At 47.0% G+C, this 23,898-nt stretch carries 21 protein-coding genes; 12 read left to right on the top strand and 9 right to left on the bottom strand.

The annotated features are described in order from the left end of the window. From KJS65_RS13060 to tdh, 6 genes are all read left to right on the top strand, one after another. The gene (locus tag KJS65_RS13060) at positions 1-1,401 is read left to right on the top strand and encodes an O-antigen ligase family protein (protein WP_213650174.1); all 1,401 of its coding nucleotides are present in this window, start codon (positions 1-3) and stop codon (positions 1,399-1,401) included. 26 nt (positions 1,402-1,427) lie between these two features. After that, positions 1,428-2,945, top strand: coding sequence for a glycosyl hydrolase family 28-related protein (locus tag KJS65_RS13055; RefSeq protein WP_213650173.1), 1,518 nt, complete (start codon positions 1,428-1,430; stop codon positions 2,943-2,945). A gap of 97 nt (positions 2,946-3,042) precedes the next feature. Further along, entirely contained in the window at positions 3,043-4,278 is a 1,236-nt protein-coding gene (gene cps2T / locus KJS65_RS13050; RefSeq protein WP_213650172.1) for a beta 1-4 rhamnosyltransferase Cps2T, read from the top strand. Positions 4,279-4,332: 54 nt separating this feature from the next. Beyond that, the gene (locus tag KJS65_RS13045) at positions 4,333-5,553 is read left to right on the top strand and encodes a hypothetical protein (RefSeq protein ID WP_213650171.1); all 1,221 of its coding nucleotides are present in this window, start codon (positions 4,333-4,335) and stop codon (positions 5,551-5,553) included. 64 nt (positions 5,554-5,617) lie between these two features. Continuing rightward, positions 5,618-7,600, top strand: a complete 1,983-nt coding sequence (locus KJS65_RS13040) for a right-handed parallel beta-helix repeat-containing protein (protein ID WP_213650170.1) — start codon at positions 5,618-5,620, stop codon at positions 7,598-7,600. Positions 7,601-7,718: 118 nt separating this feature from the next. Further along, positions 7,719-8,819, top strand: a complete 1,101-nt coding sequence (tdh, locus tag KJS65_RS13035; protein ID WP_213650169.1) for an L-threonine 3-dehydrogenase — start codon at positions 7,719-7,721, stop codon at positions 8,817-8,819. A 229-nt stretch (positions 8,820-9,048) separates the two neighbouring features. Here the strand turns inward: tdh and KJS65_RS13030 are convergent, their stop codons facing one another. From KJS65_RS13030 to KJS65_RS13015, 4 genes are all read right to left on the bottom strand, one after another. Beyond that, complete coding sequence (locus KJS65_RS13030) at positions 9,049-10,053, bottom strand: ABC transporter ATP-binding protein (protein WP_213650804.1); 1,005 nt, start codon at positions 10,051-10,053, stop codon at positions 9,049-9,051. Positions 10,054-10,093: 40 nt separating this feature from the next. Next, complete coding sequence (locus KJS65_RS13025) at positions 10,094-10,894, bottom strand: ABC transporter permease (protein WP_213650168.1); 801 nt, start codon at positions 10,892-10,894, stop codon at positions 10,094-10,096. Beyond that, positions 10,891-11,667 carry an ABC transporter permease gene (locus tag KJS65_RS13020; protein ID WP_213650167.1) on the bottom strand — a complete coding sequence of 259 codons (777 nt, stop codon included), beginning with the start codon at positions 11,665-11,667 and terminating at the stop codon, positions 10,891-10,893. The genes KJS65_RS13025 and KJS65_RS13020 overlap by 4 nt, the downstream gene beginning before the upstream one ends. Positions 11,668-11,815: 148 nt before the next feature. Continuing rightward, complete coding sequence (locus tag KJS65_RS13015) at positions 11,816-12,640, bottom strand: hypothetical protein (protein WP_213650166.1); 825 nt, start codon at positions 12,638-12,640, stop codon at positions 11,816-11,818. 373 nt (positions 12,641-13,013) lie between these two features. Here KJS65_RS13015 and rhaD point away from each other — a divergent pair, with 373 nt between their 5' ends. From rhaD to KJS65_RS13000, 3 genes are all read left to right on the top strand, one after another. Further along, entirely contained in the window at positions 13,014-13,838 is an 825-nt protein-coding gene (rhaD, locus tag KJS65_RS13010) for a rhamnulose-1-phosphate aldolase (protein WP_374706185.1), read from the top strand. Positions 13,839-14,148: 310 nt separating this feature from the next. Next, positions 14,149-15,408 (top strand): MFS transporter, encoded by a 1,260-nt coding sequence (locus tag KJS65_RS13005; protein WP_213650165.1) that lies wholly within the window; start codon positions 14,149-14,151, stop codon positions 15,406-15,408. Between the two features lie 143 nt (positions 15,409-15,551). Beyond that, the gene (locus KJS65_RS13000; RefSeq protein WP_213650164.1) at positions 15,552-16,976 is read left to right on the top strand and encodes an NAD-dependent succinate-semialdehyde dehydrogenase; all 1,425 of its coding nucleotides are present in this window, start codon (positions 15,552-15,554) and stop codon (positions 16,974-16,976) included. Between the two features lie 68 nt (positions 16,977-17,044). Here the strand turns inward: KJS65_RS13000 and KJS65_RS12995 are convergent, their stop codons facing one another. The 4 genes from KJS65_RS12995 to KJS65_RS12980 form a co-directional block, all read right to left on the bottom strand. Then, the gene (locus KJS65_RS12995) at positions 17,045-18,220 is read right to left on the bottom strand and encodes a foldase protein PrsA (protein ID WP_213650163.1); all 1,176 of its coding nucleotides are present in this window, start codon (positions 18,218-18,220) and stop codon (positions 17,045-17,047) included. A gap of 197 nt (positions 18,221-18,417) precedes the next feature. Further along, on the bottom strand, positions 18,418-19,428 hold the full coding sequence (gene spoVAD / locus KJS65_RS12990) for a stage V sporulation protein AD (protein ID WP_213650162.1): 1,011 nt from the start codon (positions 19,426-19,428) through the stop codon (positions 18,418-18,420). Between the two features lie 7 nt (positions 19,429-19,435). After that, positions 19,436-19,918: a stage V sporulation protein AC gene (spoVAC, locus tag KJS65_RS12985; protein ID WP_213650161.1), complete on the bottom strand. Its 483-nt coding sequence runs from the start codon at positions 19,916-19,918 to the stop codon at positions 19,436-19,438. Between the two features lie 15 nt (positions 19,919-19,933). Next, entirely contained in the window at positions 19,934-20,794 is an 861-nt protein-coding gene (locus tag KJS65_RS12980; RefSeq protein WP_213650160.1) for a DUF421 domain-containing protein, read from the bottom strand. 122 nt (positions 20,795-20,916) lie between these two features. Here KJS65_RS12980 and KJS65_RS12975 point away from each other — a divergent pair, with 122 nt between their 5' ends. From KJS65_RS12975 to KJS65_RS12965, 3 genes are all read left to right on the top strand, one after another. Continuing rightward, positions 20,917-21,123, top strand: a complete 207-nt coding sequence (locus KJS65_RS12975) for a DUF1657 domain-containing protein (protein WP_136604529.1) — start codon at positions 20,917-20,919, stop codon at positions 21,121-21,123. Positions 21,124-21,296: 173 nt separating this feature from the next. Continuing rightward, positions 21,297-21,947 carry a phosphatase PAP2 family protein gene (locus tag KJS65_RS12970; protein WP_244864512.1) on the top strand — a complete coding sequence of 217 codons (651 nt, stop codon included), beginning with the start codon at positions 21,297-21,299 and terminating at the stop codon, positions 21,945-21,947. A 123-nt stretch (positions 21,948-22,070) separates the two neighbouring features. Continuing rightward, entirely contained in the window at positions 22,071-23,147 is a 1,077-nt protein-coding gene (locus tag KJS65_RS12965) for an AI-2E family transporter (RefSeq protein ID WP_213650159.1), read from the top strand. 81 nt (positions 23,148-23,228) lie between these two features. Here the strand turns inward: KJS65_RS12965 and KJS65_RS12960 are convergent, their stop codons facing one another. After that, complete coding sequence (locus KJS65_RS12960; RefSeq protein WP_213650158.1) at positions 23,229-23,735, bottom strand: hypothetical protein; 507 nt, start codon at positions 23,733-23,735, stop codon at positions 23,229-23,231. Between the last annotated feature and the right edge of the window lie 163 nt (positions 23,736-23,898).

The raw sequence follows: 23,898 nt of genomic DNA, 5'->3' as shown, positions 1-23,898 counted from the left end.
ATGCTGATTTTAATGCTTATATTCATACCGGTGATGCTGGCGGGACTGGTTGTAGCCGTGAACATTCTACCGAATAAAAGGAAGACTGTTATGCCGGTCTGCCTTTTGATGTTAGCGATGGTAAGCAGTATACAGCTGAGTCTCGGCTATCAGGACGTCTATCTGGATGTGACGGTTTTCGTTCTGTTCAGCGTGGATTTGTCGCTGCTGGTACATTTAGTGTTCAAGAGCAAATACCAGTCTATTAAAAAAGACAATGAAATCCGAAACAGATTTCAACTTGTGATAATTTCGTTTGCTGTCATCCTATTGTTGATTACAATACAAGGTTCAACCCTTGAAATCACGGAGATCGGTCTGTATATCTATTATATCAATCTGTACTTGAATCTGCTGCTTCTGACGTTATTATTTTATTTACTCAGTAAGCTTGAAGCTCAAACATCTACGATTTTACTCTGCGTCGTTGGTTTTTCGGTCTGTAATTCCTTACTTGGGCTGCTTCAATATGCTACGAACAAATCGCTTCTTTTATTTTCGGCGGAGGACTCGATCAATTATTACGAGGGAGTCAGAATCGCCAAGCGTGTCGTGGGCTTTGTTGGAGCGAGCAACGGTGCCGGCAACCTCGGCGCGATTTTGTTCCCTGTTCTGCTGTACTATTTCATACAGAAAAAAAGCTTGTTCAGCTTGACAGCGGTATTACTGAACACCGTTTTCCTGTTCCTTACCTTTACCCGCATCGGCTATCTATCCGTTAGCATACAGTTCCTGATATTTCTTTTTTATGTGAGGATGGGAACCCGTTACCGGCTGCTTAAGAAACTGGGGACGATCTTCGTCGCGGCTTTCGCGGCCGTGCTGGCGTACCAAATCTTTTATGATCAGCTGTTCCGAATCTTATTCCTGGACCGGGGAGATACCGAGTCCCACCGGTTCGTCCAATTTAATATGGCTTTCCGGTTGCTGAAAGAGCATGCTTGGTTCGGACTTGGCGCAGGCCAGTATGTTCCTTACATGCAGACGTATCATGGCATTGACGATATTGCCCTGCATTCACAGTTTATCAATGTTCTTGTTGAACAGGGAATCTTCGGCTTTATCACGTTTTTTCTCGTGTATGCAGCCCTATTTATATGGAGTCTTGGAAAATACAAAGGGGAGAGATGGTTTCCGGCTGCGCTGTTTCTCGGCAACTTTATCGTTGTCAATTTTAATCCGAACCAATATTACAGCCTCTGTACCTACACCTTTTTTATGATTGCTTTAGGACTTGTTTTTACCCGGAGAGATACTTTTTCACGGTATTCGATTGAGGAAAATAGACCTTTGGAGACGGCAAATTACCCGAAGCCAAATGACCATGGCATCAATATAATGCAAGTGAATAAGGGGGCATGATAATCCGGAAAAAGGAGGTGCCTTTGATGGCTGATATCACAGGTGCAAATGTAAGGCTTTATGGGGCCAAAGGGGATGGATTGGCAGATGATACGCAGGCCTTTCAGAAAGCGCTAAACAGTATCTCGCAGACAGGCGGAACGCTTGTTATTCCTGATGGGACTTATAATGCGAATATTACAATCACTACCTCGAATGTGTATATAACCGGGACAGGAACTCTGAATGGATGCATTAACCTGTATGGCACTCCTACCGCTAATACCGACAGGTTCGCAGGCACGGGCAATGTGAAAATAGACGGGATTACCATTCTGGGAGCAAAAACGAGAAACGGGATAAACTGCAGATGGTACTACGGCGTTCTCATTACGAGTGTCCGTTTCATCAACTGTCTCAAGGCCATTTATTTTGAAAAAGTGAACAAAACGCAGCACTGTTCGCGTTACACGATAACGGGCAATCAGCTGATTGATTGCAATTACGGTCTTTACGTCGATTATACGGCTCCTGACGATGGTGGCACGCATGTGGTCGGGGACGTCAACTTTTCTAACAATATGTATGAGTCCAGAACCGATGTCCCGGGCTCATTCAGCAACATCTTTCATATTTGGGCCAAAGGAATTGACGGACTCGTATGTAAAGGAAACACATTCTTTTTTGGTCATACGGGGTTTGAGAAGACGAATATTTATATTGAAAATTTTAACTGGGTCATTATAGAAGGCAACCATCTGTTTGAAGCTGTGGACAGTGCAGTGATGGCAAAGGATGGATTTAATCTGGTTATTGCCAATAACAACGTAGCCTGGTCCAAAAGATATGGCGTTTTTATCTCGGGGGTCGTTGGAGGCATTGTGAACGGCAATAATCTGACATGGAAATCGGGCGAGGATATTCAATCTACCGGCATCTATATCGAGAATAGCCCTTATTTCATCGGCAACATTTCCAGCAACAACATCTTTTTTCCGGGAATTTATGCGATTCAGATTAAGAACAGCTCCCTAATCAATATTACTGGCAATAACGCCCGGAGCCAATATGGTAAAAATCAGCCTGTAAAAATCGACTCGCCGGCCAGCTGCTCCTCTGTCAGCGTGACTTCAAACCAATTCACGAATTATCCCGAATCCTCATTAAATACAGATTATTATTCCGTTAATCCGGTCAGTACAAATTATTTCAGCGGCAACACGGAGGGCGTACCTTCGGTTCCGATCAAAGGCGTTTTGTCGCAGGAGTATACGGCATTTACGAATAATGCTTCCGCGGTCGATATTTCCAATCTTACGCTAGCCGTATTTGCCTATTCTAAATCAACCGTTATCACTCAATTGACGAAGGAAAACCTGTCCGAGTCTTTGCCGCGGATCGTCGTCATCTATTCCTACACAGGTAATTTGAAAATATCGAGGCAAATCCCCAACGTTAAATTAAAGGGGAGCAGCTCTTACGTGACCTTTCCAGCAGAATCCAGCATGACCCTGTTGGTATACGGATCGCAAATCATCGAGATTTCGCGGAATTTCAGCGTATAAAATGACATGTAAACACCGGATTAATCGGACCCTGTTGGGTCTTTTTTTTCGGTAAATGCTTTTCTTTACAAGACAATTCATGGAAGAGGTAAGAGAAATGACAAAGCATATATTTATTATTGGTTCCAAAGGAATCCCTGCCCGGTATGGCGGTTTCGAAACCTTTGTTGAGCAGCTGACAGCGAGAAGAATGAATAAGGAGATCCGTTACCACGTTGCCTGCCTTTCGGATCAAAGCGGGGAGTTCGAACATAACGGCGCCCGCTGCTTTCAGGTCCAAGTGCCGAAGGTAGGCAGTGCCCGTGCCGTTCTGTACGACCTTCAAAGTTTAAAAATCTGCATTCGATACATAGAGCAGCATCAGCTGACAGATTGCGTGATTTATATATTAGCCTGCCGAATCGGGCCTTTTTTTTATCCGTATAAACGAAGGCTTGAACGAATGGGAGTCACCGTATTGATAAATCCGGACGGGCATGAATGGAAGCGAGGCAAATGGAATACGTGGATCAAGCGATACTGGAGGTTATCGGAGAGGCTCATGGTCAAACATGCTGACCTTCTTGTCTGTGATTCCAGAGGCATCGAGACATATATTCAGAGTGATTATGCAAAATATCGCCCGAGAACGACATTCATTGCCTATGGCGCAGATCTCACACCATCGACAACGAGCTCAAGAGACCTTGATTTATTGTTATGGATGGAGACACATGGCATTAAGCCGGGCGAGTATTACCTGGTCATAGGGAGATTCGTACCCGAGAACAATTACGAACTGATCATCAATGAGTTCATGGCGTCCGATACGACAAAGGATCTGGTGATCATCACTGGTGTCGAACAAAATTCTTATTTTGAAGAGTTGCTTCAAAAATGCCATTTTGATCTGGATGCCCGGATTAAATTCGTGGGAACCGTATATCAAGAACAGCTCCTGAAGAAAATCAGGGAACTTGCATATGGTTACTGCCACGGGCATGAAGTGGGAGGGACCAACCCCTCTTTGCTTGAAGCCCTGGCGTCAACCAAGCTGAACCTGCTGTATGACGTGGTATTTAACCGTGAAGTCGGAGGAGATGGTGCGGTGTATTTTTCGGCCGATCCTGGTTCGCTGGCAGCCCGGATCCACGAGCTTGACCAATATGATGATATCAGGATGAAAATACTGGAGACCAAAGCCAAGGCAAGAATATCCATGGAATATACCTGGGAGAGGATCGTTAAAATGTATGAACATTTATTCCAATCTTTTGAGTTGTTTCAAAAGAAGCCGCAGCGTGTGCGAAGCTTTACAGGATATTTCAGGGAGAAGGTGAAGCAAAGCCAGTGAACGGTTGGAATGCGATAAAGAATAGAACTATGAATATGGGGTAAGTGAATTCATATGGAAATCATATTTGCTATGGTTTATGTGCTGCATCAGGGAATTACGGCTAACCTGGATTTGTTCTATTTCTTGTCGATTATTCTGATCTTGAGGGATATCATCCAGCGCAGAAAACTGACATTGAAAACAGCCGGATATGTCTATTTCGTCATTCTTTATGCATTTCTGCAAATTGTCGTAAACGATCAAATTGATATGGGACGGCTCGCAATCAACCTCGCCAAGCTTTTTCTGAACGTGATGCTATTCCTCCAAGTAAGAGAAATGAAAATGAACATGAGCTCCTTCAAAAAGATCGTCTATTCCGCATCCATCATCAATCTGGCATTGCTGTGCATCGGTATGGTTCATAAGACGAAGCTGCTGTGGCGTTTAGATGATGATGTTAATCTGTATCAGAAGGTCCGATTGGCTCTATTTTATGCAGAACCAAGCGAAGCGTCTTTTCATGTATGCATTCTGCTCGTGATTTTGGGCATGTTTGTATTGAATGAAACCCGCCTCAGACACAATCTTGTGAATCTTTTTTTTATGCTGACCAATGCTTTAATCGTTATTGTCTCCGCAGGAATGGGCGGTATGCTCAGTCTCGGGCTGGCTTTCATGGTGATGTACCTCTGCTATTTATGCGATAGAGTAAGTATCCAGAAGCTCCTCCTGACGATACTGCTTATCTTGACAGGCACGTTGGCAGCGGTTTGGTTTGTGATGAGCAATAACAGCTTCTATATGCGGTTAAACGATATTCTAAGTGGAACGGACGGCTCCGTATTTTACCGTTTCAACGTTAGTGCCCGGATTATGGAGCAGATTCTTGTTCATTCGAGCTACATTGGAACCGGGCTGGGGAACTTGAATACGGATGCGGTCCAGAATGCTTACTATAGCCAGGGACTGGTGGGGGTTATTGCCAATTCTTTTATGTACGTTATCGCCGAAGGCGGTATAGGGGTGATAGTCCTGCTTTTAGTATTCCATACCATGTTGGTGATGAGAATTCAAAGGCACGAGATAATTTTCAAAGCAGGACTGCTGACTTTCATCCTCGTTTATCAGGTCGCTGGCGGTTATTTCACCAATCCAGTGAACTGGATTCTTTATGGCTTGGTTGCCAATCAAACGCTCCTTCGAAAGCAAACTGCGGTAAAGCCGAATATCTTCAACCCGCCTATCCCTAAAATTAATCAGAATGACTACAGCAAACAAGAAATCGTCTGAATAGTGTAGTAATGCTATAAGACTTCACAAGTTGATGATGGATTGGACAGGGAGGTTGAATAAAATGGCTGACAGTATCCCGTTTGTTACGGTAACGGACCCAGCGAGGCTCGGGGATGAGGTGGCAAAAATGAAATTATCCGGGGGAGGAGTCCTTGTTCTTCCGGGCGGAACCTATCCAGTAAATTCGGACCTGACCATTGACCCGAATATTATGCTGAATTTCATGAATGGAGCCAAGCTCAATATTGCGGCAGGGAGAACGGTGAACTTTAACGGAAAAATCGAAGCCGGAATAACACAGATTTTTGCCGGTGACGGCCAAATTAAGGGTACTCCTCAGGTCAAGGAATTCTATCCGCAGTGGTTCGGTGCGCTGGGAAATGGGAAAAATGATGACACGAAGGGCATTCAAAACGCGATCAATATCGCAACTTCTGTTGGCGGAACGGTCGTTTTTCCCCAGGCATCCTATACCGCAGGTACCATTAATTTGAAGTCCAGCGTGCGGCTTTCCGGTGAAAAAGGGGCCGTACTGCAAAGCGCATCTTCTTTTCCGGATACGCTATTTACAGGCAGCGGCATTTCGTCTTTTGAAATTGAAAACCTGGAAGGGAAAATCAGCTTTGACATCAGTTCAAGCTCGGATTTTATTATCCAGCAGCTGCATGTGTCTGAAAATGCCGGGAACTGGGCCTTTACTGCATGCACTAACGGCATGATTCTGAACAACCAGATCCTGAACACCAAAAATGTAACCGAACGGATCATTTATTTAAGCGGATGCACGGATATGCTTGCTCAAGGCAACCGGCTCAAGAATAAAACGCTGTTCAACAATGTGGAAGGAAATTTAAACACCGGTATCAATGCATCTTCTTCAAAATATTGCCGCATCATGAACAACCATATTGAAAACTGCGGCGGACAAGGCATTACGTTTGATACGAATATCGGCATTACCTCGGCTGCCGACCGGAAATGTTTTAGTAACCTGGCATCAGGAAATATCGTCATCGGAAATGGACAGGAAGGGATAACCGCGTTTTCCTCAAATCAGTTCGAGACGTACGACATTACGATATCGGGCAATATTTGTATCAATAACCGTTATGACGGCATCGAAATATGGGGTGTAAGGCAGTGCATTGTGGAAAGCAACAGCATAAGTGCGCCAGCCATCAAGGATTACAGCTTCGGGGCTATTAATATTTATGCTTCCAAGGATATTATCGTCAGCGGGAATGCAATCGACAATGTGCCCACCTCAGGCATCGCCACCGTGAATGGTTCGAATTATCCGGAACAGAAATGCTCGAACATTATTTTGACTAATAACCGCATTCAAAACTGGAATTACCAGGATATGAACCCGGCAACAAACCATGATCAGATCTGCGGCATCAATTTGTTTGGAGCGGATTTTACCATTGTACAAGGCAATCTGTTTCTCGATACCCGCGCAGGCAGGAAGTATGGGGTCAAAGCCATATCGGTTGTACAAGGACGCCATCACATCCAAGGTAATGTCAATCCTAACAATCTTCCTATTGATGACCATGTTGAAGCTGATATGACTTGGGCAGGAAGACAGATTGCCGAGAGACTGCCCATGCTGAGAATGTCTCAGCTGCAGGGGGATATAAACAATGGCAGCCTATCTGGCATAGACCCGGGCTCCGTGTGGTATAACGCCAACAAATTCGCGCTTTTCTTCAAAGGATATGAAAAAGCCATGCTGACCCCGATGATCATTGATGAAAGCAGTACCTCCGGATTTCCATCCGCGGATTATGCTCCGGGATATATGCAGTATCAATTGCAGACCGGGCGTCTCTTTTTCCGCGGCAAAGCAAGCAGTTCAAGCGGTAAATATACCGAGGTAGTTTTGAAGGATAAGTTCATTAATTTAAAGAGAACGACTGAAGTAACAAAAAAACCGGTAGAAGGCGACACGTATTATGATCCGACGAAGAAAAAACCGGTATTTTTCGACGGAACGAATTGGAGGGATTACGCAGGCAACATCGTCAGCGTGAATCCGTAGATTATGAGGTCTTGAATTGATACAGAGAGCTTGCTGAGTTGCTCCTGCTGATGTCAGTTCTTTTTTTTTGTCTGCACTTTGCAGCATTATAAATTGATAAGAAGGTGGCGTACCATCCATGAAAAAAACCATGACCGGGCTTGTCAAAGAGCATCGCGCTCCCGGCGCAGTATATAAAGAAGTACCTATACCTGAGATCGGTCCGGATGAAGTTCTTGTAAAGGTGAAAGCAAGCTCCATCTGCGGCACCGATGTACATATCTATAACTGGGATAAATGGGCTGAGAAGTCGGTTGTGACCGGAAACGTATTCGGTCATGAATTTGCCGGTATCGTCGTGGAGTCCGGGGAACAGGTCGAAAAGATACGGATCGGAGACCATGTATCCGCCGAAGGTCATATGGTATGCGGTACCTGCAAAGCCTGCCGTACGGGAAATGCGCATGTCTGCCATCATACCCGCAGCTTCGGAATCACCGCACCGGGATGCTTCGCAGAGTATGCGGTCGTTAAGGCAGGCAGCATTATTCAAAACGATCCGGATATGCCTTATGAGCTGGCTTGTCTGCAGGATCCTTTAGGCAATGCCGTACATACGGTTCTTTCCGGAGACATTGTTGGCAAATCCGTGCTGATCGTTGGAGCGGGACTGATTGGACTTATGGCCATTTCGGTAGCCAAAGCCTGTGGTGCCGGTTTGGTCATGGCTGCGGATATTCATCCTTACCGGCTTCATATGGCCCACCAGATGGGGGCGGATATTGTCATCAACAGTATCAACGCAAACTTGCCGCAGGTAGTACGTGATATTACGGGGGGAGAGGGGGCGGAAGTCGTGCTGGAAATGTCGGGTCATCCGGAAGCGATCCGGGATGGTTTTGAAGCGGCAGCTCGTGCAGCCCGTGTCTCGCTGCTCGGTATTCCTACCCGCGATGTGCCGATGGATCTCGGGCAGATCATCTTCAAAGGCATCCGGGTGGAAGGGATTACCGGTCGCCGAATGTACGAAACATGGTACCAGATGAAGGGGCTTTTGCGCAGCGGAAATCTGGGGCTGGACAAACTGGTGACACATACCTGTTCGCTGGACCGTTTCGAGGAAGCTTTTGAACTGATGAAAAGCGGCGCTTGCGGCAAAATTGTGTTTCTGAATGAGCTCAGCAACCATTTCGAGCCTGTGCAAGGGAATCCTTTTCATCAAAAGCTGCTGCATGTGTGACGAAAAAAAAGGGAGCGTGCTGCAAAGATCTCATGATCATTGGCACGTTCCCTACGTATTGAATAAACCGTTATTATTTTGATCGGATTATAGCCGCTAAAAGCTACTCCGCGAACAAATCAATCCTTCTATCGCTGTTGTCCCCGAGACTCCTGAATGTATTAACGGGCGAATTTCGGGGACAAGGGTGACCGCTGCCGTATTGTATGGAATTGAATGGTCAGCTCCCTCAATAAACCCGGTGGATGACATCCTCGAAATCAGGCTCCTCCATATGAATATCCGCTACCTCGCCCCAGCCGCTGACCAGCCGCAGGATGTCCATCGCTTTGACCTGCTGTCTATTTGCTTCGATATGTAACTCACGGTTGTTTGCTTCAACGATACGGAATACATGGTCTGCATCGAGAGCGACTTCAATCGGAAGTCCGAGACCATCTGGAGTAGGGAGTTGATAGGCTCCATTGAACGTAACCCTAATGAGCGTAGGCAATCCGATCCTATCCCGCAGGTTTTCAATCGTTCCCTCGTAGCTGAGTTCCCCATGATTGATGACCATTACCCGTTCGCACAGCTGCTCGATGTCATCCATATCATGGGTGGTGAGCAGGATGGTTTTCCCATACTCGCTGTTCAGCTTTTTTAAAAATCCGCGTATGCTGCGTTTGGCTGTCACATCAAGGCCTATGGTCGGCTCATCCAGAAAAAGAACATCCGGATCATGCAGCATAGAGGCTGCGATATCGGCGCGCATACGCTGTCCCAGGGAGAGTTTACGGACCGGCGTAAGCCAAAACTCCTTCAGATCCAGCAATTCCCCGAGCTCATCGAGCCGCTTTTCCTTATCCTGCGCAGTTACTTTATACATAAGGGCGAGAATATCATAAGAATCTTTTACCGGCAGGTCCCACCACAGCTGGCTCCGCTGGCCGAAGACGACTCCGAGCCGTTTGGCAACCTGGCGCCTCTGTTGATGTGGATTGACTCCGTTTATTTTCACTTCTCCTGAAGAAGGATGAAGAATGCCGGTAAGCATTTTGATCGTGGTAGATTTGCCGGCCCCATTCGGGCCGATATACCCGACGAAATCTCCTTTATGAATCGTGAAGCTGATATCCTTCACTGCTTCCTTCATCCGGTATTCCCGGGTAAATAATGTACGGAGACCGGCGAAGCGGCCCTCTTTGACTACAGGCGTCCGAAATTGTTTGTTCAGTCCGCTGACCTCAATCATGGGTTGTGCATAACTCATTTCCTTCATATCCCCTTTCATTCTAGCTTCCTGTACTTTGATAGCGGGTCAGTCCGAACTTCCAAAACTTCAAGCCCAGGTAGAGAAAGAGACCGGCTAGCGGCGCAATGCCATACACCAACCATGAACCGTATTCACCACGCAGAATGAACAGGGAAGGAACGTAATTAACGAACCCGACCGGAATCATAACGAGCAGGATGGAACGCAGCCAGGAAGGATAGAGTATAAGCGGGTAACGGACCGCTGTTTGCGCTGCATCCTCCGTAAGGGTTTGAAGCTCGTTAATCCGCGTGATCCAGAAACCAACCGTAGCTGTCACGAGACCGATGGAGAAAAGGATTATGGCTCCGGTGAAAATAACAAACGCCGTATAGGGAAGGGCGATCCAATGAATCTGACCGCTCGACATGAGTCCATACAAAGCCCAGTAGAGAATCGCCCCTCCCTGGAGCAGTTCACCCGGCATCAGACGGATGTTTTGCGACATGAGGGCCATCAGTATTGGGACCGGACGGGTCAGCAGCTGATCCAGCTCACCAGTCGTCAAGTAGTTCTCCAGATGGTGGACATCGCTTGCAAAGGTGCGATACAGCGTTTTGGACAGAGTCATGACGGCAAAAAGATACCCCACTTCATAGAGTGACCAGCCTTTGACCGCGCCGAATTTGTTCAAGACGATCGCAATCATCAGAAATTCCGCAATCTGAATGACAGCAGCGAGTACTGTGCCCAACATGAAATTCAGCTTGTACTGCATCCGGCTCCGGATACTTGAACGGATGAGTACAGCATATAGATCGAGCCAATATCTGATGCTCATCCGCCCTGCACCTCCACTTTTCGTCTAACGATGACGGTTACGAGCAGGCAGAGCAGTGTGAAGACGATGCACCATGCAAAGGAACCTATCAGACTGGCCGACTGTTCGTAACCGAGATAGATCCGGGTTGGTACATACAGGAGATAGGGATAGGGAGACATCCAGCTGATCGTCTGCAGCCAAGACGGCAGCCATTCCACCGGAATAAAAAAACCGGCGAGAAGATTGATAAGCGCGTGATTAACCCAGTACAGCCAGCTTGATTCGGTTGTCCAAAGTGAAGTGGCACCAATGATGTAATTCATGCAGATGGACATATAGGCAGCAGCGGCCAGGGCGATCAATGAACACAGCAGAGTTGTCCAGTGGGTTGGCAGGGAAAGTGAGAACAGAAGCATATACAAGAGATAGATAGGAAGAGACTTGTATACAAATTGATAGGCGATCTGCCCCCATTCCCTGCACATGCATAGAACAAACAAATGGACAGGACGCATTAAATCCAGCGAGATTTGTCCTGTCCTGACTGCTTGCGGAATACCGAGCCCATTGGTAATAAAGCCGGATATCCACAGTGAAGCCTGTGTAAAAGCAATATAGCCGATCATGCCGTGCACTCCATACTCGCCAAGCGGGCGATCTTGACCAATACCGATCCAAATACAGGCGTAAAGATAGCCAAAAAGAGCGCTTGCGATGTTGTGCAGCATATGCGCGCCGCGATAATGCAGATTGCGGGCATACGCTTTTGAAGCCAAAGTGAAATAGAGCATTGTACACCTCCGATAAGTTCTGTGGTGACGAAATCCGTCAACTTCAGTCAAGGCGAACGAGTGAGAAGGGTTTCATCATACCAAAATCTGGTTGCAACCGCAATCAAATTTTTCGAAGGATATACATGCTCTATATCGATACTACTACTTACGCAGAGGCTAGCTGGGTTTTGGCGTTTTGTAGGATGGTGCTGATCTGATTTTCCAGTGTGAGAATCTTTTGTTTTTGGGATTGAATTTGACGGAGCTGGGAGACCAAGGTATTCAGGTCATTATTAATTTTCTTAGCATCCCCGACCTTTATGGACTGGGTTACGCCTTTCCACATTGGGCTGACATTTTTATTTAAAATGGTTGCCGTGCTTTTTTCAGCCTTGATTTTAATACGGAGCGGGTCGGCACCCGCGAGGATTGCCCGGATTTTTTTCTGCGATGCCGTTTTTTTGGTTTTGGCGGAAGCAAGCGCCTGCTCCTTGTTTTTAATATCCGCTTTTGCAATTTGAACAGCAATTTTCATCGTATCGGCTTGAGCTTTCAGGACGGAGGTTAGCTGCTTGTTCTTGAGTTTGTTGGCTGTTGTGATCTGCTGGTTGAGCGCTGTGTACATGGAGAGAAGAGGTTTGTACTTGTCTTTGGCCTGTTTGACCGCCTGCTCAAGCTTCGCGATCTTGTCCGCATCAATCACTTTGATCTGTTTGGTCAACGATGATTGCGCATCCTCATTCTTGTAATGAAGTGAACTAATGCTCTGATCTGCCTGCTGAAGCTGGGATTGAAGGCTTGTAAAGGTACTGTACAAAGACCCCAGCTTGCTGCGGAGTGCGGCATCCGAGGCTGAGGCATGATCAACGGCGGCTTGCTGCGATGCAGACCATTGCATGGAGGCTGCTGCGTCTGCTGGAATGGAAAGAGTTAGAGACAGAGCGAAAATGAAAGGCAAGACGGCGGGGGTAAAGCATTTGAATGTTTTCATGGGAATTCTCCTTTACGCGAAAGTGGGCTGAACTGATTAATGGATGACGTAGAACGCAAAAAACACCCGAAAAAGAAAGGCATGTACAGCCTTCTCTTACGAGTGCTTCAACGTAAGCGGATCATCGATTAAATTGAACATAATATATCGAATATGTCTATAACTGTCAATCCTGAAATCATTATCTCATAGAAAGTGATCAGAAGTGATAGGTCAACATTCATAAACGGACATAAAAAGTACAAAAACAAAAATAAAACAATATTATAATCTTTGTTTATGTTGACTACAAGCAGAGTCCGCTGTACGATGAGGGTGTAAAATACAGATTACACAAAAGGAGAGGCTTGCTGTGAGCACTTCAATGATGGAAATGACCGGGGATGTGCCAGCGCTTGAAATACCGTTTATCCGTGAGATGGCTGAAATCACGTATCATATGTGGAAGTTCGGCTGGGATGAACGCAACGGTGGAAATATCAGCCGTATATTGGATGAAGCGGAGGTCAGCCCTCATATAGATCTGAAAGGAACAGGCCGCGTCATCACGTTGTCTTTTCCGGTTCCTGAGCTTGCGGGCAAAATCTTTGTCGTGACCGGATCGGGCAAGTATTTCAGAAATGTGATTTCCGATCCGGGTATGAACCTGGGTGTTATTCGCGTGACAGCCGACGGAGAGCATGTCGATGTACTATGGGGCTTTAGCGGCAACACCTTCCCTACGAGCGAGCTGGCATCTCATTTCATGAGCCATATTGAACGCCTGAAAGTGGATCCCAATCATCGGATCGTCATGCACACCCATGCTACAAATGTGATCGCTATGACGTTTGTCCATGACTTGGATGAGAAAAAATTCACAAAAACACTTTGGCAAATGTGCACCGAATGCATTGTTGTTTTCCCGGAAGGTGTTGGCGTATTGCCATGGATGGTACCGGGAAGCGCAGAGATCGGCCGGAAGACAGCGGAGAAAATGAAGGACCGGCGGGTTGTGATCTGGCCGCATCATGGCATCTTCGGCAGCGGCTCCACGATGGATGAAACCTTCGGGTTGATAGAAACGGTTGAGAAGGCAGCTCAGGTGTATATGCTCACAGCAGGTCACGGCATCAAGCAGACGATAACCGACCAAGAGCTTGCAGATCTAGCAAAGGCGTTCGGCGTAACACCCGCACCGCAAATTCTTGAAGTTTGACTCACATCATATAGTTCTTGAAAACTAAATTCATGGCATAACGAAGCGGAGCTGCGCAGCAATTGCGAGGCTCCGTTTTTTATGCCGGTCAAGTCTTCCTGATCCGTGACTATGACCCTAAAATATAACGTTTTCGGTGTCCTATTTCTACGTGAAGTCCCACAATTTTTTTTGTGAATCAAGGCTGGCTCAGCGTATTGACTTGGGTACCTTTGCGAGTAGAATGTTGAGCAAAGAGAAGAAAAAGTTGGCATAAAAAGAGAAAGAAATGATTCATTTATTTAACTGTAGCTTCAAAGGAGAGTACATCATGATTTCATTTAGATCGAGGCAGCAGTATCAGCGAAAGACGTCGGTGCAGAGGAAAAACTTGAGAATCGCCACCATGGAGGGTGTTCCCGCGGTAATGTTCCAAACCCTGCTCGGCGGACAGTTCCTCACCGGCTTTCTGCTGTATCTCGGTGCGAACTCCAGCCAGCTGGGATTTGTACTCGCGATAACTACGTTTGTGAATATCGCCCAGCTTTTCGCCGCCTTTTTGATTCAACGGCTGAAGAGCCGCAAATGGACGCTTGTACTGTTTGTGGCGTTTCACCGGATTTTATGGGGAGGTACGGGACTGATCCCATTTCTGTTCCCCAAGCCGTACTGGGTGACGGCATTTATTATTCTATATACGCTTGCGTTCATGTTCAACACCGTTGGAGGCATCCTGTGGAACTCGCTCATCAGCGATATCGTTCCGGCACGAGTGAGGGGACGTTATTTCGGGATCCGCAACACGATGCTGAACGCTTTGGGCACACTCGTGATGTATGCGGGTGGTGTCATACTTGACTATGAACCTGGCGGAAAGGGCTTTTTGATCCTGTACATCATTGTATGGGTATGTATTGCCGCCAACATCACGATGTTTTTCTTTTATCCGGATATGCCGTTTGAACGGTCTTCCGAAAGCCGGTTTGTACCGATGCTGAAGAAACCGCTGAGAGACAGCTCCTTCCTGAAGGCTACCTTATTTTTGGGAGGCTTTCTGTTTTTGCAAAATCTGGTGGTACCGCTGTATTCTTATGTCATGCTGCAGCTGCTGCATATCAACTATCAGACGCTGTCACTGCTGAATGTTGCGCAGACGGTATTTATGATGGGCAGCTTCTATATCTGGGGTAATCTGAATGCACGCTTCAGCAATCGGCGCCTGCTGTTCTGGACATTGCCGATTATCGCACTTTCCTGCCTGTTATGGGGTCTATTGTCGGTCCTGCCGATGCTGCTTGTGCTGGCAGCTGCCCATATTATTTTCGGTATTGGGGTAGGGGGCTTTAACCAGCTGGCCTTCAATTTTATGATCGGGGATACGCCCAAGGGTGAACGTCCCATGTACATGGCAATGTATGCTGCCATCACAGGGGTTGCAGCCTTTTTCGGACCGCTCATTGGAGGCAATGTGCATGGGCTGATCCAACATTGGCCGGTATGGACACAGATCTATGGAATGCAGCTGATTGTGGGCGTGTCCATGATTGCGGTGACCTTGACCTTTGGACGGCGGATTTTGAAGGATGCATAGAATAGAGGTATACTAAAATAGAACCGACTTCACAACTCTCTGGCCGGGCCAGGGAGTTTTTTGATGTGATTACCCGGATTAAGGGTATATTTGTAGAGTAGAGTAGAGTAGAGTAGCTCAGCAAAGAAAGGGTGACTTAAGGGATGTATATCCAGAAAATGTATATAAATGGTGAGTGGGAGGAAAGTCCGGAGAAAATTGAGGTGCGGAACCCGGCGACCATGGAGATCATCGGATCGATTCCCAATGGTGGTGCTAAGGAAGCCTCGAGTGCGGTCGATGCAGCGTACGCCGCTTTGAAATCCTGGTCAGCGCTGACGGCGAATGAACGGGGCATGCTGATGATGAAATGGCATGCGTTAATAGAAGAGCATACACAGGAGCTTGCAGAAATTATGACCACAGAGCAGGGCAAACCGCTGAAGGAATCGGCTGGGGAAATCGCGTATGCCAATAGCTTCATCTCGTGGTATGCGGAGGAAGGTAAACGGGTCTATGGGCAAACGATACCTGCGTCTTCTCCGAATAAAAGAATTTGGGTGCAAAAGCAGCCAGTAGGCGTCATCGCGGCAATTACGCCTTGGAATTTCCCGGCATCGATGATTACGCGCAAAATGGCACCTGCGCTTGCTGCAGGCTGCACTGTCGTGCTGAAGCCGTCGGAAGAAACACCATTCACCGCTTTGAAGCTGGCTGAGCTGGCGGAGCATGCAGGTATTCCGGCTGGGGTCATTAATGTGGTAACGGGTGTTGCGGCTCCGATTGCCGAAGCCTGGCAGAAGGATGAGCGGGTCCGGAAGATTTCCTTCACGGGATCAACCGCAGTAGGTAAAAAGCTGATGCAGGGAGCCGCGGAAACCGTCAAAAAAATCTCTTTGGAACTGGGCGGGCATGCGCCGTTTATTGTCACCGCAAACGCTGACTTGAACAAGGCCGTGGAGGGTCTCATCGCTTCCAAATTCCGTAATGGCGGCCAAACCTGCGTATGTACCAACCGGGTGTACGTTCAGGAGTCCATCGCAGAGGAATTCGCTAAACGGGCTGCACAGCGCACGGCCGAGCTCAAAGTCGGCAATGGCATGGACGAGGGAGTAGACATCGGCCCTTTGATCAATGCAAAGGCTGTAGAAAAGGTGCAGCGGCAGATCGAGGATGCAAAGGCCAAGGGTGGCCAAATCCTGACAGGCGGGGAAGCACTTGGGGATGGTAAAGGCCACTTCATGAAGCCAACCGTCATCATGAACGCTACAGACGAAATGGAGTGCATGATCGAGGAAACCTTCGGGCCGCTGGCTCCCATTACCACGTTCCGTTCGATCGAAGAAGCGGTAGAGCGTGCGAACCACAGCCCTTATGGTCTTGCAGCTTATGTATTTACGGAACAGATCAAAGAGGCTTTGTATGTTGCGGAAACACTGGAATATGGAATTGTCGGCGTAAATGACCCGCTTCCTTCCACAGCGCAGGCGCCGTTTGGCGGATTTAAACAAAGTGGTCTCGGACGTGAAGGCGGCCATTTCGGTATTGAGGAATATCTGGAGATCAAATATATTTCACTCGGACTATAAGCTATAGATGAACTCGCAATAAAAAAACGGATGCATCCCAATCATGGGTGCATCCGTTTCTTTACATATTATTTGCTGCCGTCTGTTGTAGAGGTGTCCGTTTTGCTTGCGTCAGCGTCTTTTTTCTTTTGATCTTCTTCAAGATTGTTCGTGATTTTTGCTTTCGCTTTAATGTCAGAGAGCCATGTAGGAGCTTTGGTCATGATAGCTTGGTAGATCAGCTGCTCCTTGATATCGGCTTTTTTCTCTTCCAGGGTTGCGGTGTGAGCTGCTTTGTAGCCAGTTCTCTTAATGATATGGTAGCCTGCGTCGGTTTTAATCACGCCGCTCAGCTCGCCATCCTTCAGCCTAAATGCTTCATCTTCAAATTCTTTGTACATCTGGTTGCGTCCGAAGTATCCAAGATCACCACCGTTGGCTTTTGAGCCTGGATCTGTGGATTTTTCCTTAGCCAGCGTTGCGAAATCCGCGCCGTCTTTCAGCTGTTTCAGGATCGCATCAGCTTCTTCTTTGGTAGCAACCAGAATGTGGGAGGCTTTCACCTGCTCCGGCGTATCAAAGGTAGCTTTGTTTTCTTCAAAATATTTCTTCACGTCATCATCAGAGACTTTTACATCAGGCTCGATCAGCTTACGCAGTTTAACCTGCATATCCATTTGTTTGTTGAACTCTTCTTTGGAGAGGTTGTTTTGTTGCAGTGCAGCTTCGAATTCTGCATCCGAACCGTAGTTTTTCTTAATAAATGCCGTTTCTTTATCAATATCGGCTTGCGTTACCTTAATACCTTTTTTATCGGCTTCCTGATTTACCAGTGTTTCAGAAATCATACCGTCGAGTGTTTGCGTACCTCCGGCACTAACCAGTTCACCGTAGAGCTTGTCCTTGGTAATTTTGTCGCCGTTTACTGTAGCAACCGCCTCGTTGTCTCCACCTTTGGCAAATGGAGGCTTGATCAACACGATGACCAGCACAATCGCCAGTACAAGGGATACGATCATCCATACTTTACTTCCCATTCCCGTTGCTGGGGATGGTGTCGGCGGTACTGCAGCTGATTTGGCTGGTGCTGCGCTGTTTTTAGCAAGCATGGTAGGCACCGGAGATTCCTTCTCTGTTTCTACAAAAGGCTCGTCCGATTTGTTTTGGTCTATTGGCTGTTTGTTTTGCTCTTGGATGTCCCCCGATTGTTCTTCCGGTGTGAGGCCTTCTTCATTATTCAATGTGTCTCTTTCTTTGTCTGACATTAAATCTAACTCCTCCTTTGATATGAACAATAACACTTATGCGTTTCACTTTACCAGATTCAGCACAAATAATCCTTAAGAAGAAATAAATTGTGGAGAAAAATTTTTAATGCAGTTTTAAGAATCAACAAAAAACAGGCTGTCTCCCAACAGGAAGAAGGGAACAGCCGTGTTTTTTGATATTCAGACGTTTTTTCTTATTTTTCGCGTTCGATCGATACCGCATGGGCAATACAAGGGATGGTCTCATTTTGCTGAAATGAAAGCGGGGAGAGCAAAGCGCCTGTTGCAACGACCAGAATCCGGTTAAGCTCGCCCCGGCGCATACGGTTCAGCAGATGGCCATAGGTGACGACTGCTGAACATGCGCAGCCGCTGGCTCCGGACTGAACGTTCTGGGTCTCGTAGTCGTATATCATCATCCCGCAGTCGGAATACGTTGTTTGATGCATCGGTACATTATGCTTCTTGAGCAGATCACAGGCGATTTCATATCCGACCTTCGACAGGTCCCCGGTTACGATCAGATCGTAATAGCCAGGTTCAATCTGAAGATCACGGAAGTGGGCCTCCATGGTGTCGACCGCTGCTGGTGCCATGGCTGCACCCATGTTGAAAGGATCCTTGATACCCATATCTACGACGCGTCCGATGGTGGCGGATGTAACAAAAGGACCCTCTCCTTCCTGACCAATCACAGCCGCACCGGCCCCGGTAACCGTGTACTGAGCCGTTGGCGGTTTCTGAGAGCCGTATTCGGTCGGATACCGGAACTGCTTCTCCACGCTGCTGTTATGACTGCAGGTCGCTGCCAAGGTATGCTTGGCACCTCCGGAGTTGACAATATAGGCAGCCAAGGCGAGGCTCTCCATTGAGGTAGAGCAGGCTCCAAACAGGCCCAGATAAGGGATCGTCAGCGTACGGGCGGCAAAACTGCTGGAGATGATCTGATTCATCAGATCACCGCCGAAATGGAATTGAATCTGCCCTTCGGTCAATCCGGCATGCTGGATTGCCATTTTGGCCGCTTCTTCAAGGAAAGCCTTCTCGGCTTTTTCCCAGCTGTCCTGCCCGAGATATAGCTCTCCATGCACGATATCAAAGTCTTCAGCCAGCGGGCCTCTTCCTTCAAAAGGTCCGACCGAAGTAGCAGCGGAGACGATAGTAGGCTTATTTTCAAACAACCAGCTTTGATGGCCTTTCAGCATATTCGGTTCAACCTCCTACAATATTGGGATCAAAGATAACGTAGGCGATGCCGACGGCAAACGCCGCGATCGTGCCGAATACAATGACCGGACCGGCGACCTTGAAAATGCTGCCTCCCAATCCGAGCACGATCCCGTCGCGCCGGTATTCGATGGCTGCAGAGGCCATGGCGTTAGCAAACCCGGTAACTGGCACAGCCGTTCCGGCTCCTGCCCATTGGGCGATTTTATCGTAAACCCCAAAGCATGTCAGGATGACCGAGATGAGAATCATAACGCCAACGGTCGGACTTGCAGCTTCCTTGACGCTGTAGCCTCCAAAATGGACGAACATTTGCTGTACGGCTTCTCCCACAAGACAAATCAGCCCTCCGGTAAGAAAAGCCCTGTACAGATTTTTAAAGGTGAACTTGCTAGGCTCGCGTTTTTTAGCGAGTGCTTGATACTCCTGCTGAACAGGAGTGAGCTTCTTTTTCGTTTTACTGACCATGAAATCCAATCCCTCCTAACGCGTTAGTAACGGCTTGACGTCAGAGATGACCTGCTCGAGCGAGATGGAGCACTGCTCATACAAGGCTTTAGCCTCAGGCCGGTTTGTGGACAGTCCGAACATTTCAAGATCAGCCTGCAATTTTTTTAATTCAGCATACAGGGTCACTTTCTGCTGCGGCTGCGGTACTTTAATCTTGTCATCAAATAAATCGACGTAGAGCTGTCCATAGGCATCAACCTGCCCGACATACACGTTATCAAGCGATACGCCAATCTTCTCCAGCTCGGTATGGATCCATCGGCGGTTTAATCCCCGGGTCGCCAGTGGCTCATCCATCACTTTTCCATCGAGGATGACCGTTTGCGGTTCTGACTCAGGGCCTACCTTGATACCGAGATGAGTAGGCGTGAACGGCTGATTTTCTTTTTTTAGCAGCACGTTGATTTCGCCGTTTGGCTCCATGATCGCAAATTCCACTTCGGCAACTTTAAAAGCACTCTTACTGCGCAGCTGCTCCAGAAGCTCTTCATTGGTGAGACGTTCCTTCTTTAAATTGTCCTCCAGAATTTTACCGTCTTTGATAAGGATCGTGCTTTTACTGTCGATAAAGTCGCGTGCTCTTTTGCTTTTAAGCTGCAGAAACTCAATTCCGAGCGATACGAGTACCCACACGGACAGTGAGATAATACCCAAATACCAGGTTCCTTTCACGTCTAGTGAAATGGTTGCCGCCAAGTCCCCGATCGTAATGCCCGTTATATATTCGAAGAAGGACAACTGGGAAATTTGTCTTTTGCCAAGCAGCCTGGTCAGTGCAAACAGCACAACAACGGATGCCAATGTACGGGTAATGACCTCAACCCATTCCGGCATTTTGCATAACCTCCATTTCAGTCTTAATAATCAAATTATTTACTTTCTCCAAGAATTTTATGAATTTTTTCATTCCATGCAGGTTAGATTAATTTTCGTACGCAAAGGAGGTGAGAACTTATATGACAGTATCATCCCAGGTTAAAACAACCCTCGCTTCTTTGAAGAGTGCTCAAGCCAGCTTGGAAACTTTTGCGCTCAGCACACAAAACCAAGATGCCAAGAACCTGTTTACAAATGCAGCACAGCAAACCCAGCAAATCGTGCAGCAAGTAGAAAGCAGAGTTCAGCAATTGGAAACAGAAGAGCCGCAATACAAAGGATTCTAGTTTCGACGAGGGTCTTGTTACATACAAGACATGACTCAGGTAAAGCATCGGCGCTGCCGGTGCTTTTTCCTTTACATATAACTGTGCCCTAAGGCGTGACAAAAGAAAGGGGTTTGTGGATAATAGGGAAGGATCAAAAACTTTATCCAATAGTTGGGAGGACATTTCACATTATGGATTTACAGCATCGCCGGTTAAAAAAGCTGGCAATGACCAGCCTGATTCTTGGCATTTTATTTGTAATCGTAACGACATTAATTGTAACAAACCATATTGCCTGGTTTGACAATGCAGTCATTTCGGCGGTTCAAGGACTGGAGACTAACTGGCTTACCTCGGTTATGAAGTTCTTCACTTTCATCGGCTCCTCGCTGATGGCCACCATCTTGTCTGTGCTCGCTTTTCTCTTTCTGATGGTCGTCATGAAGCATCGCCGCGAGCTGATCATGTTTCTGGTTGCAGTAGGAGGATCCGAGATCTGGAATGTGGTTCTCAAGAATATTATTCATCGTGCAAGACCCAATACGCACCGTCTGATCGAAATATCCGGCTACAGCTTCCCCAGCGGGCATTCGATGGCGGCATTTTCCTTGTACGGTGCGATTACCTTTCTGCTGTGGAGACATATTCCGTCATTTGCAGGCAGAGTGGTCATGATCATTGTGGGTGTCGTTCTGACACTTTTGATCGGGATCAGCCGGATTTATCTGGGTGTGCACTATCCGAGTGATGTATTTGGAGGATACCTTGCCAGCGCGACCTGGCTCATGATTTCCATCGCTTTATTCGAAAAATATTGGAGACAACCAGGAATTGTGAAATAATTCGCTTTGAAAGGCCATAAAACTTGCATGAAAATGGTATGCTCGCGTAATATGATGTCATAGAGGATTTTACAGCATACTGTAGAGAAATTTTGGAGATAAAAGGAGTCTGGTTGCGAAACAATGACGTCTATGAAAGATTTTTTTCAGCATTCCGCCGTAAAAAAAGGCGTGGTACTCGTTCTGCTTGTCCTGGTTCTGTACCTGTTCAGAAGTATGATGAATCTGATCCTGATCACATTTATACTTACATACCTTGTAAACCGGCTTCATTCGTCCATAACCCGTCGGTTAACAAACCGGATGGGCATCAGCAGGAAAATTGCGCTCATTCTGATATACGCTCTGTTTGTGGCAGCACTGTCGATCGGGACATATCAGTATGCGCCCAAGCTCATTGCGGAGTTGAACGTTCTGATCAAGCAGGTGATTTATTTCTACAGCAATCCCCTGGTGCTCACAGATAATAAAATAATGAATTATATTCTGGATTACATACACAAAATTGATTTCGCCGCCTATATCAAGCAGGGCTATGGTCTGCTGTCCAACACCATTTCGAATGTCGGCAAATTCAGTTTGAATATTGCCCTGGCGATCATCATGAGCTTGTTCTTTATGCTTGAAAAGGAAAAGGTGACAAACTTCACGGAAAAATTCAGAACGAGCAAGTTATCCTATGTATACGATGAGCTCGCTTACTTCGGGAAAAAATTTACCTTCTCCTTTGGTAAGGTCATCGAGGTGCAGTTCTTGATTTCCGTAATTAACGCCGGCTTTTCTACACTGTTCTTGTGGATCATGGGTTTTCCGAATCTGTTTGCACTTGGACTGATGATTTTCCTGCTCGGACTCATTCCGGTTATGGGCGTCATCGTCTCGCTGGTTCCGCTGTGCGCTATCGCTTTTGGCATCGGAGGCATTCCCAAGGTCATTTATATCTTAATCATGGTAGCTGTTCTGCACGCGTTTGAGGCGTATGTGATGAATCCTAAGTTTATGTCCGACAAGACGCATTTGCCGATTTTTTATACCTTTGCGGTTTTGATTGTTTCCGAGCACTTCTTCGGAGTATGGGGACTAATTCTCGGAGTACCGGTGTTTATGTTTCTGCTGGATCTGCTCGATGTGCCTGTCTCCAACCCGCCGAAGAATCCGCCGCCCGCTCAGCAGCAGGAGACGAAGCCTACAAGCGGGTAAGACACATTCCGGATGAAAAAAATCCGCATAATAAAATCCTAACGCTGCCGTTAGGATTTTATTATGCGGTAATAGGCTTTTCTAAATTTCCGAATGGGCTGCAGGCAATCTGCGATCCTGACGCGGATGGTATACATGCTGCGTGAAGCGTTTGAGGGAATCAGGCAGTTTTTTCTTCATCTGATCCGCCTGCTGCTGTGTCATTTTACCGGCTTTGACCGCATTGTCGATTTTAGCGCTTTGGATAACAGTAAGCTTTTGCACGAAGACTTCAGCGTCCCAGTTCTTTTTCTCCTTGGCGATCTGCTGGAGTGATTTGCCCTGCTTCCATTCTTTCTTAAGATCCTGCTCTGTCATGTCAAGCAGAGTGGCCGCATCCTTGAAGAGCACGAATTTTCTGCCATGATGGCCATGGCGTCTATGACGGCTTTCATCCTGCTGATCCTTCTCGGTTGGAGGAGTTACCTCGGCAGGTGTTATCACATTGGTTTCAGAAGCGGCACCGGCTGTATGCGCAAAGGAGAACCCTCCTGCAGTCAGGATACAGGAGAGGGCTCCCGCCATTAAAGTTTTTCTGAAATTGTTCATCTGGTCACCTCTTTGATGTTATGGTTATTCTTTCATATTCTGTATTTATTATGGGCCTAATTGGATAAATCATACTTCTTTTTTCAAAACAGCCTCTTTGAGCCGCTTGTATCATTAAGACTGACAACGGGTAATATTCCGTATGTAGGAAGAAAACAGCAGC

It is taken from the genome of Paenibacillus sp. J23TS9 (genome assembly GCF_018403225.1).
Classification (GTDB): domain Bacteria; phylum Bacillota; class Bacilli; order Paenibacillales; family Paenibacillaceae; genus Paenibacillus_AQ.
This window is presented reverse-complemented; position numbering and strand designations above follow the sequence as displayed.

What these genes read in the sequence shown, in the direction of transcription:
- rhaD (WP_374706185.1), top strand. Translation starts at nt 13,014, where the DNA reads ATGACCGGGGATGTGCCAGCGCTTGAAATACCGTTTATCCGTGAGATG.
- KJS65_RS13015 (WP_213650166.1), bottom strand. Translation starts at nt 12,640, where the DNA reads ATGAAAACATTCAAATGCTTTACCCCCGCCGTCTTGCCTTTCATTTTC.
- KJS65_RS12965 (WP_213650159.1), top strand. Translation starts at nt 22,071, where the DNA reads ATGACGTCTATGAAAGATTTTTTTCAGCATTCCGCCGTAAAAAAAGGC.
- KJS65_RS12970 (WP_244864512.1), top strand. Translation starts at nt 21,297, where the DNA reads ATGGATTTACAGCATCGCCGGTTAAAAAAGCTGGCAATGACCAGCCTG.
- KJS65_RS13040 (WP_213650170.1), top strand. Translation starts at nt 5,618, where the DNA reads ATGGCTGACAGTATCCCGTTTGTTACGGTAACGGACCCAGCGAGGCTC.
- KJS65_RS13005 (WP_213650165.1), top strand. Translation starts at nt 14,149, where the DNA reads ATGATTTCATTTAGATCGAGGCAGCAGTATCAGCGAAAGACGTCGGTG.
- KJS65_RS12975 (WP_136604529.1), top strand. Translation starts at nt 20,917, where the DNA reads ATGACAGTATCATCCCAGGTTAAAACAACCCTCGCTTCTTTGAAGAGT.
- spoVAD (WP_213650162.1), bottom strand. Translation starts at nt 19,428, where the DNA reads ATGCTGAAAGGCCATCAAAGCTGGTTGTTTGAAAATAAGCCTACTATC.
- spoVAC (WP_213650161.1), bottom strand. Translation starts at nt 19,918, where the DNA reads ATGGTCAGTAAAACGAAAAAGAAGCTCACTCCTGTTCAGCAGGAGTAT.
- KJS65_RS12960 (WP_213650158.1), bottom strand. Translation starts at nt 23,735, where the DNA reads ATGAACAATTTCAGAAAAACTTTAATGGCGGGAGCCCTCTCCTGTATC.
- KJS65_RS13060 (WP_213650174.1), top strand. Translation starts at nt 1, where the DNA reads ATGCTGATTTTAATGCTTATATTCATACCGGTGATGCTGGCGGGACTG.
- cps2T (WP_213650172.1), top strand. Translation starts at nt 3,043, where the DNA reads ATGACAAAGCATATATTTATTATTGGTTCCAAAGGAATCCCTGCCCGG.
- KJS65_RS13030 (WP_213650804.1), bottom strand. Translation starts at nt 10,053, where the DNA reads ATGATTGAGGTCAGCGGACTGAACAAACAATTTCGGACGCCTGTAGTC.
- KJS65_RS12980 (WP_213650160.1), bottom strand. Translation starts at nt 20,794, where the DNA reads ATGCCGGAATGGGTTGAGGTCATTACCCGTACATTGGCATCCGTTGTT.
- KJS65_RS13045 (WP_213650171.1), top strand. Translation starts at nt 4,333, where the DNA reads ATGGAAATCATATTTGCTATGGTTTATGTGCTGCATCAGGGAATTACG.
- KJS65_RS13000 (WP_213650164.1), top strand. Translation starts at nt 15,552, where the DNA reads ATGTATATCCAGAAAATGTATATAAATGGTGAGTGGGAGGAAAGTCCG.
- KJS65_RS13055 (WP_213650173.1), top strand. Translation starts at nt 1,428, where the DNA reads ATGGCTGATATCACAGGTGCAAATGTAAGGCTTTATGGGGCCAAAGGG.
- KJS65_RS12995 (WP_213650163.1), bottom strand. Translation starts at nt 18,220, where the DNA reads ATGTCAGACAAAGAAAGAGACACATTGAATAATGAAGAAGGCCTCACA.
- KJS65_RS13020 (WP_213650167.1), bottom strand. Translation starts at nt 11,667, where the DNA reads ATGCTCTATTTCACTTTGGCTTCAAAAGCGTATGCCCGCAATCTGCAT.
- tdh (WP_213650169.1), top strand. Translation starts at nt 7,719, where the DNA reads ATGAAAAAAACCATGACCGGGCTTGTCAAAGAGCATCGCGCTCCCGGC.
- KJS65_RS13025 (WP_213650168.1), bottom strand. Translation starts at nt 10,894, where the DNA reads ATGAGCATCAGATATTGGCTCGATCTATATGCTGTACTCATCCGTTCA.